Annotated in this window: 16 protein-coding genes; 7 read left to right on the top strand and 9 right to left on the bottom strand. The window is 55.3% G+C overall.

Annotation, left to right across the window (positions count from 1 at the left end):
- Window positions 1-87: 87 nt before the first annotated feature.
- The 7 genes from ttcA to AB1E42_RS03055 all read left to right on the top strand — a co-directional run bounded on the left by ttcA (window position 88) and on the right by AB1E42_RS03055 (window position 7,928).
- On the top strand, window positions 88-963 hold the full coding sequence (gene ttcA / locus AB1E42_RS03085; RefSeq protein WP_368345535.1) for a tRNA 2-thiocytidine(32) synthetase TtcA: 876 nt from the start codon (window positions 88-90) through the stop codon (window positions 961-963).
- Between the two features lie 59 nt (window positions 964-1,022).
- A complete protein-coding gene (locus AB1E42_RS03080; protein WP_368345534.1) occupies window positions 1,023-2,522 on the top strand; it encodes a putative bifunctional diguanylate cyclase/phosphodiesterase in 1,500 nt (499 codons plus the stop codon).
- Window positions 2,523-2,647: 125 nt separating this feature from the next.
- Window positions 2,648-4,477, top strand: coding sequence for a membrane protein insertase YidC (gene yidC, locus AB1E42_RS03075; protein WP_368345533.1), 1,830 nt, complete (start codon window positions 2,648-2,650; stop codon window positions 4,475-4,477).
- Window positions 4,474-5,235, top strand: a complete 762-nt coding sequence (locus tag AB1E42_RS03070; RefSeq protein WP_368345532.1) for an MOSC domain-containing protein — start codon at window positions 4,474-4,476, stop codon at window positions 5,233-5,235. The genes yidC and AB1E42_RS03070 overlap by 4 nt, the downstream gene beginning before the upstream one ends.
- The gene (gene yihA / locus AB1E42_RS03065; RefSeq protein WP_368345531.1) at window positions 5,232-5,882 is read left to right on the top strand and encodes a ribosome biogenesis GTP-binding protein YihA/YsxC; all 651 of its coding nucleotides are present in this window, start codon (window positions 5,232-5,234) and stop codon (window positions 5,880-5,882) included. The genes AB1E42_RS03070 and yihA overlap by 4 nt, the downstream gene beginning before the upstream one ends.
- Window positions 5,883-5,917: 35 nt before the next feature.
- Window positions 5,918-6,796: an acetylglutamate kinase gene (gene argB, locus AB1E42_RS03060; protein ID WP_368345530.1), complete on the top strand. Its 879-nt coding sequence runs from the start codon at window positions 5,918-5,920 to the stop codon at window positions 6,794-6,796.
- Window positions 6,797-7,427: 631 nt separating this feature from the next.
- Entirely contained in the window at window positions 7,428-7,928 is a 501-nt protein-coding gene (locus AB1E42_RS03055) for a histidine phosphatase family protein (RefSeq protein ID WP_368345529.1), read from the top strand.
- A gap of 4 nt (window positions 7,929-7,932) precedes the next feature.
- Here AB1E42_RS03055 and AB1E42_RS03050 read toward each other — a convergent pair whose 3' ends face one another.
- The 9 genes from AB1E42_RS03050 to AB1E42_RS03010 form a co-directional block, all read right to left on the bottom strand.
- Entirely contained in the window at window positions 7,933-8,724 is a 792-nt protein-coding gene (locus tag AB1E42_RS03050; protein ID WP_368345528.1) for an amino acid ABC transporter ATP-binding protein, read from the bottom strand.
- Between the two features lie 11 nt (window positions 8,725-8,735).
- Window positions 8,736-10,052 carry an amino acid ABC transporter permease gene (locus tag AB1E42_RS03045; protein ID WP_368345527.1) on the bottom strand — a complete coding sequence of 439 codons (1,317 nt, stop codon included), beginning with the start codon at window positions 10,050-10,052 and terminating at the stop codon, window positions 8,736-8,738.
- 2 nt (window positions 10,053-10,054) lie between these two features.
- A complete protein-coding gene (locus AB1E42_RS03040) occupies window positions 10,055-11,269 on the bottom strand; it encodes an amino acid ABC transporter permease (protein ID WP_368345526.1) in 1,215 nt (404 codons plus the stop codon).
- Between the two features lie 134 nt (window positions 11,270-11,403).
- A complete protein-coding gene (locus tag AB1E42_RS03035; RefSeq protein WP_368345525.1) occupies window positions 11,404-12,420 on the bottom strand; it encodes an amino acid ABC transporter substrate-binding protein in 1,017 nt (338 codons plus the stop codon).
- Between the two features lie 212 nt (window positions 12,421-12,632).
- Window positions 12,633-13,343, bottom strand: a complete 711-nt coding sequence (locus tag AB1E42_RS03030) for an ATP12 family chaperone protein (RefSeq protein ID WP_368346356.1) — start codon at window positions 13,341-13,343, stop codon at window positions 12,633-12,635.
- Window positions 13,343-14,017 carry an HAD-IA family hydrolase gene (locus AB1E42_RS03025; protein ID WP_368345524.1) on the bottom strand — a complete coding sequence of 225 codons (675 nt, stop codon included), beginning with the start codon at window positions 14,015-14,017 and terminating at the stop codon, window positions 13,343-13,345. The genes AB1E42_RS03030 and AB1E42_RS03025 overlap by 1 nt, the downstream gene beginning before the upstream one ends.
- A complete protein-coding gene (locus AB1E42_RS03020) occupies window positions 14,010-15,065 on the bottom strand; it encodes an RluA family pseudouridine synthase (RefSeq protein WP_368345523.1) in 1,056 nt (351 codons plus the stop codon). The genes AB1E42_RS03025 and AB1E42_RS03020 overlap by 8 nt, the downstream gene beginning before the upstream one ends.
- Window positions 15,065-15,421, bottom strand: coding sequence for a fluoride efflux transporter CrcB (crcB, locus tag AB1E42_RS03015; RefSeq protein ID WP_368345522.1), 357 nt, complete (start codon window positions 15,419-15,421; stop codon window positions 15,065-15,067). The genes AB1E42_RS03020 and crcB overlap by 1 nt, the downstream gene beginning before the upstream one ends.
- A gap of 31 nt (window positions 15,422-15,452) precedes the next feature.
- Window positions 15,453-16,769, bottom strand: coding sequence for a replication-associated recombination protein A (locus tag AB1E42_RS03010; RefSeq protein ID WP_368345521.1), 1,317 nt, complete (start codon window positions 16,767-16,769; stop codon window positions 15,453-15,455).
- Window positions 16,770-16,790 lie beyond the last annotated feature (21 nt).

Here is a 16,790-nt window from a genome sequence, read left to right as displayed (position 1 = left end):
GCATCACTTGTGCATTGGCTTTTTCTGCCCCTGCACAATCATTAACGCGCCCTTGCCTGAAGGGGGGATTCCCACTAAAGCCCCGCTATGCTTGATGATCTGGACGATATCCATCCCTTGTTTCACGGCGCTCCCAAGAGCACCGAATTCAAGAAGCTGCGCAAACGCATCGTGCAATACACACGCGAAGCGATCGAGCAATATGGCATGATCGAAAAGGGCGGCAAATGGCTCGTCTGCCTTTCAGGCGGCAAGGACAGTTACACCCTTCTGGCCGTGCTGCACGAGCTACAATGGCGCGGCCTTCTGCCCGTTGACTTGCTCGCCTGCAATCTCGATCAGGGCCAGCCCGGGTTCCCGTCCACCGTGCTGCCCGAATTCCTTGAAAAGATGGGCGTTCCGCACCGTATCGAGTATCAGGACACCTATTCCATTGTCGTCGATAAGGTGCCGCAAGGCCGCACATATTGCGCCCTTTGCTCGCGTCTGAGGCGCGGCAATCTCTACCGCCTCGCGCGTGAGGAAGGCTGCACCGCCGTCGTGTTGGGCCACCATCGCGACGACATCCTTGAAACCTTTTTCATGAACCTTTTCCACGGCTCGCGGCTGGCGACCATGCCGCCGAAACTGGTCAATGAAGAGGGCGATCTTTTCGTCTACCGCCCACTTGCCCATGTGGCCGAAGACGACTGCGAACGTTTCGCGCGGGCGATGAACTATCCGATTATTCCATGTGATCTTTGCGGATCGCAGGACGGCCTCCAGCGCCAACAGGTCAAAGCCATCCTCGACGGCTGGGAGAAGAGCGCCCCCGGGCGGCGGCAAAAGATGTTCCGCGCCCTGATGAACACCCGCCCCTCACATCTGCTCGATCCAAAGATCTTTGATTTCGTTGGATTGGAACGCCGCGCGGAATCGCTCGAAAATTCCGAAAAATCGCAGGAAATTCCGCTCCTGCGTTAACCTTCAGGCGATGTTCGCTGCTTAAGGTATGGCCCTGAAACCTCAACTTTGGGCCCGCCATGCACCTGCGCTTTCCTCCTCGTGGAACTCCCGTCAGCCGGCTCGCGTTGGTTGCCGCGCTTGGCGTCGGCGCGCTCTCCGCGCCGCTGTTGCCGCCGCTCGTTGCGGCCGGTTTGGTGGTGCCCGCCTACGCGCTTGCCCGCAGGGTCGCGCCGCCGGTCCTGCACCATTTCCGGCCCGCCCCCGCGGGCCGCGCAGCGTTCGTGCGGCAGATTGATCAGGCCATCGCGCGGGGGGAGGCAAATGGCCGTAATTGCCTCGTCCTTCTCATCCGCGTCGATGCGCCCGATTTTCTCGAAGAGCGGCTCGATCACCCTGCGCGGGAGGCTCTCTTTAACGCCGTGGCGCGCAAGCTCAGGCGCGGCGTCCGGCGCGACGATGCATTGACGCGGCTTGACGGCTACACATTCGCGCTGGGTACGGCGCCATGCCACAACATGCATCTCCGTTCTGCGCTGCAACTCGCCACGCGGCTGCAGGCGCTGATGCGCGAACCGGTTCAAACCACTACAGCAGGGTCAATCCGACTCAGCGCCTCCGTCGGCTTTTGCCTCTCCTCACGGCTGCCCGGCGCGAGCGGGGAGCCGTTGTTGCACGCGGCATCCGTCGCACTCGTCGAGGCCGCGCGTCATGGCCCCGGAGCGATCCGCAGTTTTTCTCGTTCGATGAAGATCCGCACCGCATCCCGCCGCGCCCATCTGCACGAAATCGAGGTCGCAATGGACCGCGGCGAGATCGTCGCGCATTTTCAACCACAAATATTTTCCAAAAGCGGAAAAATTTGCGGCGCGGAGGCTCTCGCCCGCTGGCAACACCCGGTCGAGGGCCTGATTCCCCCCGCCGAATTCCTCCCCGTCATCGCAGAAGCCGGCCTCCTCCCCCGCCTCACTGACCTCATGCTCGCCGCTGCATCAGCGCTCATCAATCGCTGTGATGAGCAACGCATTGCCTTACCACAAGTTGCCATCAACCTCTCGCAAGAAGACCTAAGCGATTCAAACCTGATCGAACGTGTGGAGGCCCAACTTCGCCTTATGGCGGTCGCACCCAACAGGATTCGGTTCGAAGTCCTCGAAACGGTTATTGCCGGTCGCGCGGGGCAGCAGATTGAGCAAAATCTGGCACAATTGGCCCAGCGCGGATTTCAACTGGACCTTGATGACTTCGGCACAGGTCATGCCTCCATTTCAACGCTGCGGTCCTTTTCCGTTAACAGAGTCAAAATCGACCGTTCGTTCGTGCGTGAAATAGATAAGGAACATGAACTAGAAAACATCGTCATCACGATGGTGCAAATGGCAAATCAACTTAAACTCGACATCCTCGCAGAGGGGGTCGAAACCGTCGCTGAGGCCGATAAACTGCGCGCGCTTGGCTGCGATGTGCTTCAAGGCTATCTTTTTGCCAAACCTGCGCCACTGGAAACCTTCATCACCTGGCTGGCACAACAGGCAACGATTGCCACTCCTACAAGGATCAATCTCAAAGCTGTTTCCTAGCCGGAATTCCTCCGATTGACCGTTTTCTTGCGCAAACAAGGCACATTTCCCCCGAAAACCGCTTGACCTTTAGAAGCCCGCCCTGTTGAACCACCGTTACCCGAATGACGGAGTTTTTGGTTCCCATGGACGATCAGAACAAGAACTTTTTAAAGGCAACTGTCCTCAGTTTTATGGTTATTTTGACCTGGCTGATCCTGTTCCCACCGGAGCCTCCTGCCGATCCTGAAACCACGACCGAGGTTGCCAGCGACGCCACGCAAAGCGTCGAAACGCCAGATGTCGGCGTCACGTCGACGACAACCGCACCGGCACAGCCAACCGAGGACGCTACCGTTGAAGCGGCCCGCATCGCGATCGAGACGCCGGAATTGTCAGGCTCACTTTCCCTACAAGGTGGGCGATTGGATGACGTTTATCTGACCGAATACCGCGAGACGATCGATGAGGACGCCGAAACCGTTCGGCTCATGCGTCCTCAGGGCGAAAACGACGCTTATCTCGCTGTCTTTGGATGGGCAGGAAACGGTGTCAACGTGCCGGATCCCGATACTCTTTGGTCGATTGAGAGCGGCGACAAGCTCACACCGGAAACCCCCGTTGTGCTCGTTTGGGATAACGGGCAAGGGCTCACTTTCCGCAAGGAAATCAACGTCGACGACCAGTTCATGTTCTCGATCACGCAGTCCGTCTCCAACGCGTCAGGCGAAGAGGTCGTGCTCCGACCCTACGGTTTGATCCGGCGGCACACCTTGCCCGATAACCTCAAGCGCTTCTTCATCTTGCACGAAGGCCTCGTCCGTATGTCCGATGGCACGTTGGAAGAGACGTCCTACAAGGATATTGAAGACTACGGCGTCAGCGCTGACGATGGCACTCAAGCCGAACGCATCGAAGTCGCAGAGAGCGGCTGGATTGGCTATACTGATCACTACTGGATGACCACGCTGATCCCCGAGCAAGGGACGCCATTCCGATCAGTGTCTAAATATTTCGCGTCGCGTGAGATTTATCAGTCCGAGGCAGTGATGCCTGTTGAGACGATTGCAAACGGAAGCGACGTACAGGTCACGACGCGCTTGTTTGTGGGCCCGAAAGAATGGGAAGCCATCCGCACCTATCAAGATGAGCAAGGCGTTGATCGCTTTGTCGACTCGATCGACTGGGGATGGTTCTTCTTCCTCACCAAGCCGATTTTCTCTCTCCTCCATTGGCTGAACGGCGTCGTCGGCAACATGGGATGGTCGATCATCGCACTCACCCTCATCATCAAAGCAATCGTGCTCCCGCTGGCCTACAAGTCCTACGTCTCCATGGCAAAAATGAAAGAGCTTCAGCCAGAGATGGAGAAGCTCAAGGAACGCGCGGGGGACGACCGGCAGGCGCTTCAGCAAGGCATGATGAAGCTTTATAAAGAGAATAAAGTTAACCCGGCTTCCGGATGTCTCCCGATCCTCATTCAGATCCCGATCTTCTTCTCCCTCTACAAAGTTATCTTCGTCACAATCGAACTGCGCCATGCAGAGTGGATTGGCTGGATCCGCGACCTCTCCGCCCCTGACCCGTCATCGATCCTGAACCTGTTCGGCCTGTTGCCCTATGGCACACCTGAGCCGGGCAGCCTGTTTGCGATCGTCTCTCTGGGCGTACTTCCGATCCTACTCGGGATTTCCATGTGGCTGCAGCAAAAGCTGAATCCGGCACCCACCGACCCAACGCAGAAGATGGTCTTCGCATGGATGCCATGGATCTTCATGTTCATGTTGGGCAGCTTCGCAAGCGGCTTGGTTCTCTACTGGATCGCGAACAACACCATCACTTTCCTACAGCAATACGCGATTATGCGAAGCCACGGCCACAAACCGGACGTATTCGGAAACATCACGTCGAGCTTCAAGCGTAAGAAGGCTGAAGCTGACACCAAAACGTCATCCGCAAAGGGAACCAAGAAGTGACCTTTTCAGTCGCCAACCTCTGGCGGCACCCGATCAAGAGCCACGGGAGGGAGCAGGTCGCCTGCGCCCTCCTGGCCACTCACAGACCCTTCCCCTTTGATCGCCGTTGGGGTGTCACGCACAAAAGCACAGCCCCCGAAGCCGCCGAAGGCCAATGGGTTCCTTGCCGCAACTTCATGATTGGTACGAGAACGCCAAGTCTTGCGGGCATTTGGGCCGAATTTGATGAAGCAGCGAACAACATTACACTTCAGCATCAGGACATTGGCAGCGTTTCATTCAATCCTGATGATGAGTCGGACGTTGAGCGCTTCATCCAATGGGTTATCCCCCTTTACGATGCACAAAGGACCAAACCTGTTTCTATCGTAAGCCTCCCCCAAAGGGCATGGACAGATACCGACTTCCCGTCGATCTCTATCATGACAAGTGCATCGCATGATGCCGTCCAGCATGCCACGGGCATCAACGTTGCCCCCGAACGTTGGCGCGGTAATATCTGGATCGACGGAACCTCACCTTGGGAGGAACTTGAGTGGATTGGCAAAACACTTCGCATTGGTGGTGCTGAATTGGCAATCCGTGAGCCTATTGTGCGCTGCCCGCACACACAAGCCAATCCGCAAACCGGAATTCGGGATTTGGATACGCTCGGGACTTTGGACAAGCTTTTGGGCGAGCGTGTTTTCGGTGTATATGCCGAAGTTATAAAAACCGGACAGATAAGCGCTGGTGATTGCGTAGAGGTGCTCCAATGAAACTGACATTTCCGATCAGCGAAGCGCCCGATGACCTCGCCAAAGAGACCGGACGAAAGCTCTTCACGGGGCCAATAGATTTTCTCAAGGGCGTCGTGGCGATGTCAGGCCTGCCACCAGCCGATCGTGTGGAAGTGTGCTTTGCAGGCCGTTCCAATGTCGGGAAGTCCAGCCTGATCAACGCACTTACCGGTCGAAAAGCACTCGCCCGCGCCTCCAACACCCCGGGGAGGACGCAAGAGATCAACTTTTTCACGATCGGAGATGATTTCTACCTTGTCGACCTCCCAGGCTATGGTTTCGCCAACGCGCCCCTAGCAGTGGTTGAAAAATGGCAGAAGCTGCTGAAAGCGTATCTTTCAGGGCGTCCTTCGTTGCGCCGTGTCTTCGTACTGATCGACGCACGCCATGGCGCAAAGGGCGTTGACGAAGAGATCATGAGCTTGCTGGATCATTCCGCAGTAACTTTCCAAGCGATCCTCACGAAGACAGATAAATTGAAAAAGGCCGATCTTGAAAGCTCTCTCGAAAGAACGCGGGCAGCGCTGACGCGGCATCCGGCTGCTTTTCCAGAAATTCTCCTGACATCATCCGAAAAAGGTGATGGGATAGAAACGCTACGATCAATAATCGCCAGTCTCGACTGATCTGCGCAAGAGGACCCGACGTGAGGAAACAGAATATGAATCGTGATTGGATCGCAACGGCGAGAACCCTTTCCGAAGCGCTACCCTATCTCCAACGTTATTCAGGCGCGATCGTCGTGATCAAGTTCGGCGGCAATGCAATGGGCGATGACGCCGCTATGGCAGATTTCGCGCGTGATATCGTGCTGATGCGGCAAGTCGGGGTGAACCCTGTCGTGGTGCATGGCGGTGGTCCGATGATCAATGATCTGCTCGGCAAACTTGGGATCGAGTCGAAGTTCGTTCGCGGCAAACGCGTCACAGACAAACCGACGGTTGAGGTCGTCGAGATGGTGCTATCCGGCTTGGTCAACAAACGGATCGTCCAAGCAATCAATGACCAAGGCGGTCGGGCAGTCGGGCTATCGGGCAAGGACGATGACCTGCTTGTTTGCGAGGCAGATGATCCCGATTTGGGTTTTGTCGGCAAACCCGTCGAGATGAACGTGCAAGTCCTGAGGGACCTCTTCGATGCCGGAATAATTCCTGTCGTTGCGCCCGTTGCGACGGGCGTCAACGACAATGAAACATTCAACGTTAATGGCGACACAGCGGCTGGCGCGATTGCCGGCGCCCTGCAAGCAGATCGTCTCCTCCTATTGACAGATGTGGCCGGCGTGAAAGATGAGTCAGGGCAGGTTCTGACCCAGCTGAGCCCCGAACAGGTCAAAGAGCTAACCAAAAGTGGCGTAATCTCTGGTGGTATGATCCCAAAGACAGAGACAGCGCTGAAGGCCATCGAAGACGGCGTACGGGCTGTTGTGATCCTTGATGGGCGACTGCCCAACGCCAGCCTATTGGAGCTTTTCACGGAACATGGCGCAGGATCGATCATTCGCTCGACTGCGCCCAGTATACGCCCAAGGCGCCCATGAAATTGCTTGAGAGCCTTGAACGCTCTCTAGGGCAACAGGGGCTCTTCATCTCCGGAATCGTGAACGCGCGTCAGCTAATGCCGAACAATGCCAAAACTGTCCTTCTGATTTCACCCGACGAACCCCGTTTTTGGCCACTTTTCAAAGAAGCCTCAGAATGGCAGGACGGTGCTGCGGATCCTCTCGACAGGTGGTCACGGCGCGTAATTGAAGATATTGCCCGTGCGTTTGGTGGAACGGCCTATATGCCTAGCGACGGACCGAGCTACCCACCGTTTGTTCAATGGGCGCTCGCTTCCGGCAAATGCTGGCAGTCCCCTGTTGGTCTGTTGGTACATAGAACACGAGGGCTCTTCATTTCTTACCGCGGGGCGATCTCGGTTCCCGAGTTCATTCCATCCGAGACGCAATCGAACCCATGCACATATTGTGAACAACCTTGCATGATAGCTTGCCCCGTATCAGCCTTAGAGCACGCGTCCTATGATGTACAAGCCTGTCATGGCTATCTCTCCTCTCCCTCAGGTAGCACCTGCATGACAAGCGGCTGCCAAGCGCGGCGCGCCTGCCCCGTTGGACAAGAAAAGCGATTGCCCGAACAATCAGCTTATCACATGAGGCAGTTCCACCGATGAACAAGACGCTCATACTGTCACGCCACGCGAAGTCAGATTGGAGCACCAGCGCTTCTTCAGATCACGCCCGCCCGCTCAATGCGCGTGGAAGAGAAGCGGCTGTGAAAATAGGCTCATGGCTCGGCACACATGGATACCAGCCACGAACCATCTTCCATTCTGATGCTCTGCGCACAACGGAGACGGCACAACTGATTTCCAGCATGTTCCCGAAGGTGCCAACATTATCGGCGGAACCTGAGCTCTATCACGCCGACCCTCAGACAATTTTGAAGCTGGTTGCCATACAGGCAGACAACCTCACCATGATCGTCGGGCACAATCCGACTATCGCCCTAACCGCCCAAATTTTGGCAAGTACTCCGGCGAAACACGCGCGTTTTGCAGATTACCCGACCGGCGCGACCACGGTTTTCAATTTCGATTTCGTCAACTGGAACGAAATTGCCCCAAAAACAGGGGCAATAACTAACTTCGTGATACCGAAAGAGCTATAGCGGTTTAGTGACCCAATATCTGGCTCAAGAACAGCTTGGTTCGATCCGACTGCGGATTGCCAAAGAACTCTTCAGGTTCGTTTTGCTCGACGATTTGCCCTTGGTCCATGAAGATAACACGATTGGCAACCTGCCTTGCAAACCCCATTTCATGGGTTACGCAGAGCATCGTCATGCCCTCTTCGGCGAGCTCGATCATCGTATCCAGAACTTCCTTAATCATTTCCGGATCAAGTGCAGACGTTGGCTCATCAAAAAGCATGATCCGAGGCTTCATGCAAAGTGACCGCGCAATTGCAACCCGCTGTTGCTGTCCGCCGGAAAGCTGACCCGGATATTTCAGGGCTTGGTCTGGGATCTTGACCTTCTCAAGGTAGTGCATCGCGATCTCTTCCGCTTCCTTCTTCGGGGTCTTGCGAACCCAGATCGGAGCGAGAGTGCAATTCTCAAGAATGGTGAGATGCGGGAACAAGTTGAAGTGCTGAAAACACATTCCCACTTCCGAGCGAATTTTATCAATGTTCTTGAGATCGGACGACAGTTCCGTCCCATCCACAATGATCGTACCCGCCTGATGCTCTTCGAGCCGGTTGATACAGCGGATCAAAGTCGATTTCCCTGATCCGGACGGTCCGCAAATAACGATCCGTTCGCCGCGGTTTACCGTCAGGTTGATGTCGCGGAGAACGTGGAACGAGCCATACCATTTGTTCATATCACTGATCTGAATGGCTACTTCGTCAGAAACCGTCATCTGGCTACGGTCGATAGTGCGGTCGATTGCGAGTTCAGACATTTCTGGTCTCCTTAGCGGTGTTCACGCTGGAGCTTCTTCTCCAGGTAAAGTGAATAGCGGCCCATGCTGAAGCAGCACACAAAGAAAAGCAGGCCAATAAAGACGAAGAGTTCCCAATACACACCGTTCCAATCGGTCGAGGCACGGATCGCATTGGACAGTCCAATCGGATCAAGAAGACCGATGAAGACAACAAGCGTCGTATCTTTGAACAATCCAATGAAGGTGTTCACGATGCCGGGAATGGAAATCTTCAACGCTTGTGGCAGGATGATGAGGCGCATGGCCTTCCAATAATCGAGTCCCAATGAATCTGCCGCTTCATATTGGCCTCTCGGTAGCGCCGCGAGGCCGCCACGAACAACTTCGGCAATATAAGCTGCCGAGAACAACGTCACCATGATGATCACGCGCAACATGAGGTCAAAGTTCGTTCCGGGGGGCAGGAAGTAATTCAGCAGCAGCGACGCGGTGAACAACCACACAATCAGCGGAACACCCCGAATAACCTCGATAAACGCCACCGAAATCTTGTTGATGATCAACATATTCGACTGACGCCCAAGCGCGAGCAGGATGCCCAATGGAAGGGACAGAATGATACCCGAAATGCCGATGATGAACGACAAGGTGAAGCCGCCGAAATCTTTCGATTCAACAAACGGTAAGCCGATTGGAAGTACGAAATGCAGCGTCGACGCAATCACACCACTCATGAAGAGCCAGTAGAGGATCGGAGCAATGACTGTCGCAGCGACCGCAAAAAGGTTTCCTACAATTGGCAGGGCGATCCTGTATGCCGCGACACCGACACCAAATCCAACGGCGACCGAAATCGGCGTCCAGATTGATCCACCCCAGAGCAGCATGAACATCACAAATGGCGCCGCCGCAGACAGCAGGAGAAGTTTTCTCGAAGATTCAGAGAACAGGACCGGGTAGAGTGCGGCAAGGAACACAAACAATGCCACCAACGGCCGCCAGTATCCCGAGCTCGGGTAGAAACCGAAAATCAGCTGTTGCCAGCGATCCGAAATAACCGCGAAACAGGCCGACGACACGCCTTCCCCGAAACGCGCATCTCGGATTTCTCTACATTCAGTTAGCGACCCCGCGTCCCAAATGGAATTCGCAAACCACGGAAAGACGTGGCTTACTGCGAACCAAATCACATAAAGCGAGGCCAATGTCAGGATCGTGTTCAACGGGCCCGAGAAAAGGTTTTCGCGTGCCCATTTGATGATACCCTTTTCCGTCAACGGCGGCTCTTTTTCAGGGATCATCTCTGTGCGGACGAAACTGAAGTCGTTTGAGGATGGCGTATTCATGATTAACGCTCCTTCAGCTTCTTGCTGTTGTTAAAAATGTTCATCACCCAAGATATCAGCAGGCTCAGTAGCAGGTAGAACGTGCCGAGCAGCAGCATTCCCTCTAGCTCACGTCCGGTTTGGTTAATGGTGATGCCCCCCAGCGTTGAGCGGACGTCCATATATCCAACGGCGATGGCCAATGAGGAGTTCTTGGTCAGGTTCAAATATTGCGAAATCAGCGGCGGAATGATCACCCGCAGCGCTTGCGGGAGAATCACCAAGGACATTGTCCGGTTCGGACGAAGCCCCAGAGCAAATGCAGCCTCAGACTGCCCTTTGGAAACCGCCAGAATACCTGCACGAACGATTTCTGCGATGAAAGCGCCAGTATAGAGCGAAAGTGCCAACCAAAGCGCGATCAACGAATTGCGTAGATGAAACCCACCATTGAAGTTGAAGCCGCCCAGTTCCGGATACTCAAGGCTAACCGGTCGCCCTAGGATGAAGTAGAACAATACCGAAGGGATAAAAAACAGCGCAGCGGAGATCCAGAAAACAGGAAGGATTTCGCCAGTCGCCTCTTGGCGCTTCGCCGCATATCTGCGGAAAAAGACAATTGCGACAAGCGACAAAACGAAGATCGCGATCAAGAACGCGGATCCGTCAGCCCAAATCGGCGCAGGTACATATACCCCGCGATTGGTGACAGCAATGCTATCACCCAACATCATCGAAGCGCCGCCGCCTTCTCTGAAGGCACGAGGCTGAGGCATGCTCTCTGACATCACCGCAAAAATGGCGATGATCCAGAGCAGCAGAGGGACGTTGCGGAAGCCCTCGACATAAACGGCCATCAGGCGGGAAACGATCCAGTTTTTGGAAAGGCGCAGAACGCCAACCAGAACGCCAACAACAGTGGCAAGGATACAACCGAGAAATGCCACCAGGACCGTATTCAGAATACCAACGATCGCTGCACGCCCGTGTGTGCTTTGCGAGGAATAGTCGATCAGCCGTTGGTTGATGTCATATCCTGCGGGCTGAGTAAGGAATCCGAAATCAAAGTCCTTACCGAGCGCTTGTAGGTTCTGTACTGTGTTCGACAACAGCCACGAAAAAACCAGCATAAGCATGATCATCGCGAAGACCTGAATGGTCATCGATCTATAGCGTGTGTCGTAAATAAGTTGGCTGAGCCGGAACGCCTGTTTGGGCGCCTCTGAAGGCATCGTCATTCTGGTATCTCCCCGCGGCCCCTAATTTGTTGCAGGTCATTTCCCCATGACATCTGCAATTGGAGCAGGACGTTTTACGTCCCTTCTTAGTAAGTGAGGGCGCAGAAATTCTGCGCCCTCACAAAAGTCAGATCTTAGCGGAACGGCGGCGCGTAGAGCAGGCCACCATCAGTCCACTGCGCGTTAAGGCCGCGCGCAAGACCGATCGGAGTGCTCTCGCCGATGTTAGCTTCAAAGATCTCGCCGTAGTTACCAACGGAGCTGATCACGCGAACGAGCCAGTCAGCGTCGAGGCCGAGCATCGCACCGAGTTCACCTTCGCTACCCAACATACGGTTGATCTCGGGGTTGTTGGTTCCTGCAGCCATCTCCGAAACGTTTGCCGAAGTGATGCCCAGTTCTTCTGCGGCGATCAGACCGTTCAGGGTCCAACGTACAACATCACCCCAGTCCTGGTCGCCATGCCGAACGAGCGGGCCGAGCGGCTCTTTCGAGATGATCTCGGGGAGAACAACATGATCGCCTGGGTTTTCAAAGGTTGCCCGCGTTGCTGCGAGGCCAGACGCGTCCGTGGTGTAGACGTCACAAGCGCCAGCGAGATACTGCTGCTGCGCTTCAGCATTGGTTTCGATCGGAACCGGCTCATAGCTGATGTTGTTCGCACGGAAGAAGTCTGCAAGGTTGAGTTCGGTCGTGGTGCCGGTTTGGATACAAACAGTCGCACCATCGAGTTCTTTTGCAGAAGTGACACCAAGCTCGCGCGGAACCATGAAGCCCTGACCGTCGTAGTAGTTCACGCCTACGAATTCATTCTTAAGGTCAACGTCGCGGGAGAAGGTCCATGTGGTGTTACGGGACAGAAGATCAATCTCGCCAGAAGCCAAAGCAGTAAAGCGAACCTGAGTGGTCAGCGGCGTGAAGTCGACGGCATTTGCATCGCCCAGAACTGCGGCAGCAACAGCGCGGCAAACAGCGACGTCAAAGCCCTGCCATTCACCTGTCGCATCCGGAGCAGCAAAGCCCGGCAGACCAGTGCTTACACCACAGCGAAGCGTGCCAGCAGCACGGACATCGTCAAGTGTACCCGCAGAAGCTGCACCTGCGGCGAGACCTGCGACAGCCATCGCGCCAAATAGTACGGTTTTTTTCATTTTTACCTCTTCCTGATTTTTCGCCCGTGAGTCGGACGTCGCATTAGCTGCCCCTGCCAAGCAGAGGTAGCTCGAGAGAATTAACCCCCTCAGCGCCTAAGAATGCTAAGAATTTTCCCATTAGGTCAAGACCGAGTCTGGTCTCAATTGGCCGCACCCGCAGGACAAACGCTTTTTAACGTGGCGTCAAACGGTAGAATGTCCTGTCGGAGCTACGAATTTGCGAGAAGAAAAATCTCCATCGCCTTTAAGAAATCATTCTTCTTTGAATCTGACAACGCGCGCGCTTCTTCATCAGCGCCCCACTTCTCTTCCTGCCACGATTCGTCAAGGCGGCTGAGTTCCCAACCCTTTTCAGGTGAAATGAAGCCCTCCACCACAGCAAGCGCGATCATGATAGAACCGGAAATGCCAACTAAATCATGAAAGGCCGCTAGGGAAAAATCGCAGAACTCATTCATCGGTTGGGCCAGATTAGCAACCGTTTCCGCAGGTTGGGGCACATGCATGACCCCCACACCCACCTGAATGAGGACACTGAACCTCTGCTCAGCCCACTCAATCACCGGATCCCATTGCATTGCTTGCCGATCCCGCAGTTCTTGCGGAGTTGCTGCGCGATAGCAGAGGAGATCGGTTTCCCCGTATGCAGCCAAGAGTGCAATGACCTCGTTTCGTTGCTCAGAGAGCTTGTCGATCGCCGCGTTTGCTGAACGGGTCACCGGCATCAGGTTTGGGTCAACAGTTTCGCTCTGGGCATCCCACTCTGCAGCGACCGCCTCTGCCAGTCGTTGTGTTTTCAGCCGTAAGGGGGCCTTGGCCGGAGTCCGTAATTCGCGTTCATCAAGGAGCACTGCCCAGCTTCCATCCATCTCAGCGACATGGGCTGTTTTCCAAAACCTCTTGGGTTTCCAATTGCTCATCATTCGATCTCCAGAACTTCAGCAACGAGACGTGGGATATCTGCTACCGAGCGCGCAACTCTGTCCGCGCACAGGCGCTCGACAGGATGATAGCCCCAAGAAACACCAATTGTCTTGATACCGGCATTCCTACCCATTTCCATATCGAATGTCGTATCGCCGATGATGACGGCATCAGCGGAATCAACACCTGTTTCAGCGAGCGCTGTCATGATCATGGAGGGATGAGGCTTCGAAGGGTGATGATCGGCAACCTGACGCGTAACGAAATAATCGCTGATTCCATGCCCTTGCGCGAGCTTATCAAGCCCGCGCGCGGACTTTCCCGTTGCAACACCCAATAGCAGCCAGGGGTGTGTTCGAAAATGGTCGAGAACCTGGCGCATGCCATCAAACATCGGGCTTGTTTGTTCAATCGGTGCTTGCGCGCGCAGGGTCATGTAGCTTTCTTTGTAAACAGTAACCATCCGGTCACGGTCTTCCGCCGAAATTGAGGGGATGAGCCGCTCAACTGCCTCTGGCAAAGATAGTCCAACGATCGAGAGTACATCGACGCGGGAAGGCGGCGCTAGATCGAGGGCAGAAAAGGCATGGCTCATGGCAGCATGGATATCGCCCTGACTGTCTACCAGAGTTCCATCGACATCGAATAATACGAGGCCAGGTCTACGCATCGGGCATATTAAAAGGGTCGAGCGGCGCGTGGGTCACATCCCAACCGACATAATCCCAAGTGGCCTGCATATGCGCCGGCAAAGGTGCCTCGAGGGTGATAATCTTCTTGGTAATCGGATGCTCGAATACGAGGGACCGTGCGTGAAGGTGTAGCTTTGAGTCAGACAATCCGCCGCCAACACCCGCGCCCCAGCCATCGCCCTGATTTTCCTGAGCGGAACCACCGTACTTGCCGTCGCCAATAATGGGATGGCCCGTTTCGGCGATATGTGCGCGTAATTGATGCGTGCGGCCCGTCACCGGCACCATCGCCAGCCACGACATGCGGCTACCCAAAGACGTGAGCACCGCATAGTCTGTCACGGCCCGCTTCGCGCCTTCGGTGGCGTCAACCTCGCGGGGGTGGATGCAGATCATCTTCTCCCCCTCGCCGCCACGCCCGCGGCCCGGTGCCTTGACCAAACCATACTTGATAGTGCCTGCACGCGGGTGAGGCGTTCCGGCCACCGCAGCCCAGTAGATTTTACGCACATTCCGATGACGCAAGGCTTCCGACAAGCGCCGCGCGACACGGTCTGTACGGGCAAGTAACAAAAGTCCGGAGGTGTCCTTGTCCAAGCGGTGAACCAGTTTCGGACGTTCCTTATAGCCGAATTTCAGTGCTTCGGAGAGAGCATCAACATGGCGCGATCCCTGTCCCGAGCCGCCTTGGGAAGGAAGGCCCGAAGGTTTGTTCAGCGCAATGATGTGCTCATCCTTCCAGAATACACAGCTCTGGATCATTTTCGCGTCTGAAGGCTTGATGGGCCTGGCTACGACGGGTGCGGGCTGGTGGGCCTCTTGACCAAGAGGTGGAACCCTAACCTTTGCACCAGTTTCGAGGCGGGTCGCGCTTTTTACGCGACTTCCATCAACGCGAAGTTCCCCTTTTCTGCACATCTTCTCAATGCGGCCTTGGGTTAGCACGGGGTATTGTTTGCGGAGCCAGCGATCGAGCCGCAGTCCGTCATCTTCTTCAGTAATTGTGATATTTTGCACACCACTCATCAGCCCACTCCGCGCATCAAGGATTGCCCCGCGAAACATGCCGCAAGAGCGAGAATAATCGAAGCCGCGACGTAGCCCACAGCCTGCGCGTACCGCGCTACTTCCATCAAGCGAAGCACATCAAGGGAAAAAGTAGAGAAAGTTGTAAATCCACCGAGCACACCGGTCATGACGAAAGGCCCCCAAAATGAAGAGCCCTTACTGGCGACGAAATGCCAAACAATCCCGATCAGAAATGCGCCAAGCACATTCACTGTGAGCGTTCCCCAAGGAAACGCCACCAAAAGACTGACCTGATAACGCAGAGCCGCGCCAATGGCGCCGCCAAGCGCAACGTAGAGTAAGGTTGTGTTCATGGCGCCCCCTTGCCGCGTGGCAGGCGGCTTGTCAATCATCTCGCCGTTCACGTCGAAGCTTTGCAAAATATCCAGCTCGGCGCTTCAATTCACGCTCAAAACCGCGATCGACAGGCGTGTAAAACTCTTCCCGCTTCATGCTCTCGGGGAAATAGTTCTGGCCTGAAAACCCGTTTTCATGATCATGATCATATGCGTAGCCTTCACCGTAGCCTTGCTCTTTCATCAGGCGTGTCGGCGCATTGAGGATGTGCTTCGGCGGGGGAGCAGAGCCGAACTGCCGTGCGGTTGCCCGCGCCGATTTATAGGCTGCATATCCGGCATTCGATTTCGGCGCGAGTGCGAGATAGAGCACCGCTTGCGAAAGCGCCAACTCACCTTCTGGCGAACCGAGCCTCTCGTATGTCTCCCATGCATGTAAACAGACTGTTTGCGCCTGAGGGTCTGCAAGGCCGATATCTTCGACCGCGATCCGCAAGATGCGGCGGGCGAGATAACGCGGGTCTTCACCACCCTCCAACATGCGCGCAAACCAGTACAGGGCTGCGTCAGGGTCCGAGCCCCGCACCGATTTATGAAGGGCCGAAATCAAGTTGTAATGTTCGTCGCCGGATTTGTCGTAGCGGCTCGCTTTGCGACTGTGCCGCGCAACCAAAGCTGATCGGTCAAGCGGTTGATCCGATTTCCGTGCGGCAATTTGCTCAATCAAATTGAGGAGCGCGCGCCCGTCGCCATCAGCCATTTCCACAATAGCTTCGCGGCCATCCTCGGTGATAGCGAGCCGTCTACCCAATTCATCCTCTGCCCTGCGTACCAGCAGTGAAAGCTCGTCTGGGCTTAGCCGCTCTAACGTCAAAACCTGCGCGCGGCTCAACAGCGCAGAATTCAATTCAAAAGAGGGGTTTTCCGTAGTTGCCCCTACGAGAATGATTGTCCCATCTTCCATCAACGGCAGGAAGCTGTCCTGCTGCGCTTTGTTGAAGCGATGGATCTCATCCACAAAAAGAAGCGTCCCGCGCCCAGACTTGCGCCTGAAGCTGGCACGATCGAAGACTTTTCTAAGCTCCGCGACACCTGAAAAGATCGCACTTATCTGTTCAAAGTGCAGTTCTGTTTCGGACGCCAGAAGGCGAGCGATCGTGGTCTTTCCTACGCCTGGAGGCCCCCAAAAGATCAGTGATGTCATCATCTTGGCATCGAGCATACTGCGTAGGGCACCCTCGGCCCCTAATAGCGCAGACTGCCCGATCACATCGGTTAGGACTGCCGGCCGCAGACGATCCGCCAGTGGGCGTTGGTCACTTCCGGAAGGGAACTTCTCAGATGAATTGTCAAATAGGTCCGCCATTCGGCGAACCTATTCCGCCCC

Source organism: Pelagovum sp. HNIBRBA483, from assembly GCF_040931995.1.
Lineage (GTDB): Bacteria > Pseudomonadota > Alphaproteobacteria > Rhodobacterales > Rhodobacteraceae > JAEPMR01.
Note: the sequence above shows the minus strand (reverse complement) of the source record. Positions and strands in the feature narration are given on the sequence as shown.

What these genes read in the sequence shown, in the direction of transcription:
- ttcA (WP_368345535.1), top strand. Translation starts at nt 88, where the DNA reads ATGCTTGATGATCTGGACGATATCCATCCCTTGTTTCACGGCGCTCCC.
- AB1E42_RS03080 (WP_368345534.1), top strand. Translation starts at nt 1,023, where the DNA reads ATGCACCTGCGCTTTCCTCCTCGTGGAACTCCCGTCAGCCGGCTCGCG.
- yidC (WP_368345533.1), top strand. Translation starts at nt 2,648, where the DNA reads ATGGACGATCAGAACAAGAACTTTTTAAAGGCAACTGTCCTCAGTTTT.
- yihA (WP_368345531.1), top strand. Translation starts at nt 5,232, where the DNA reads ATGAAACTGACATTTCCGATCAGCGAAGCGCCCGATGACCTCGCCAAA.
- argB (WP_368345530.1), top strand. Translation starts at nt 5,918, where the DNA reads ATGAATCGTGATTGGATCGCAACGGCGAGAACCCTTTCCGAAGCGCTA.
- AB1E42_RS03055 (WP_368345529.1), top strand. Translation starts at nt 7,428, where the DNA reads ATGAACAAGACGCTCATACTGTCACGCCACGCGAAGTCAGATTGGAGC.
- AB1E42_RS03050 (WP_368345528.1), bottom strand. Translation starts at nt 8,724, where the DNA reads ATGTCTGAACTCGCAATCGACCGCACTATCGACCGTAGCCAGATGACG.
- AB1E42_RS03045 (WP_368345527.1), bottom strand. Translation starts at nt 10,052, where the DNA reads ATGAATACGCCATCCTCAAACGACTTCAGTTTCGTCCGCACAGAGATG.
- AB1E42_RS03040 (WP_368345526.1), bottom strand. Translation starts at nt 11,269, where the DNA reads ATGACGATGCCTTCAGAGGCGCCCAAACAGGCGTTCCGGCTCAGCCAA.
- AB1E42_RS03035 (WP_368345525.1), bottom strand. Translation starts at nt 12,420, where the DNA reads ATGAAAAAAACCGTACTATTTGGCGCGATGGCTGTCGCAGGTCTCGCC.
- AB1E42_RS03030 (WP_368346356.1), bottom strand. Translation starts at nt 13,343, where the DNA reads ATGAGCAATTGGAAACCCAAGAGGTTTTGGAAAACAGCCCATGTCGCT.
- AB1E42_RS03025 (WP_368345524.1), bottom strand. Translation starts at nt 14,017, where the DNA reads ATGCGTAGACCTGGCCTCGTATTATTCGATGTCGATGGAACTCTGGTA.
- AB1E42_RS03020 (WP_368345523.1), bottom strand. Translation starts at nt 15,065, where the DNA reads ATGAGTGGTGTGCAAAATATCACAATTACTGAAGAAGATGACGGACTG.
- crcB (WP_368345522.1), bottom strand. Translation starts at nt 15,421, where the DNA reads ATGAACACAACCTTACTCTACGTTGCGCTTGGCGGCGCCATTGGCGCG.
- AB1E42_RS03010 (WP_368345521.1), bottom strand. Translation starts at nt 16,769, where the DNA reads ATGGCGGACCTATTTGACAATTCATCTGAGAAGTTCCCTTCCGGAAGT.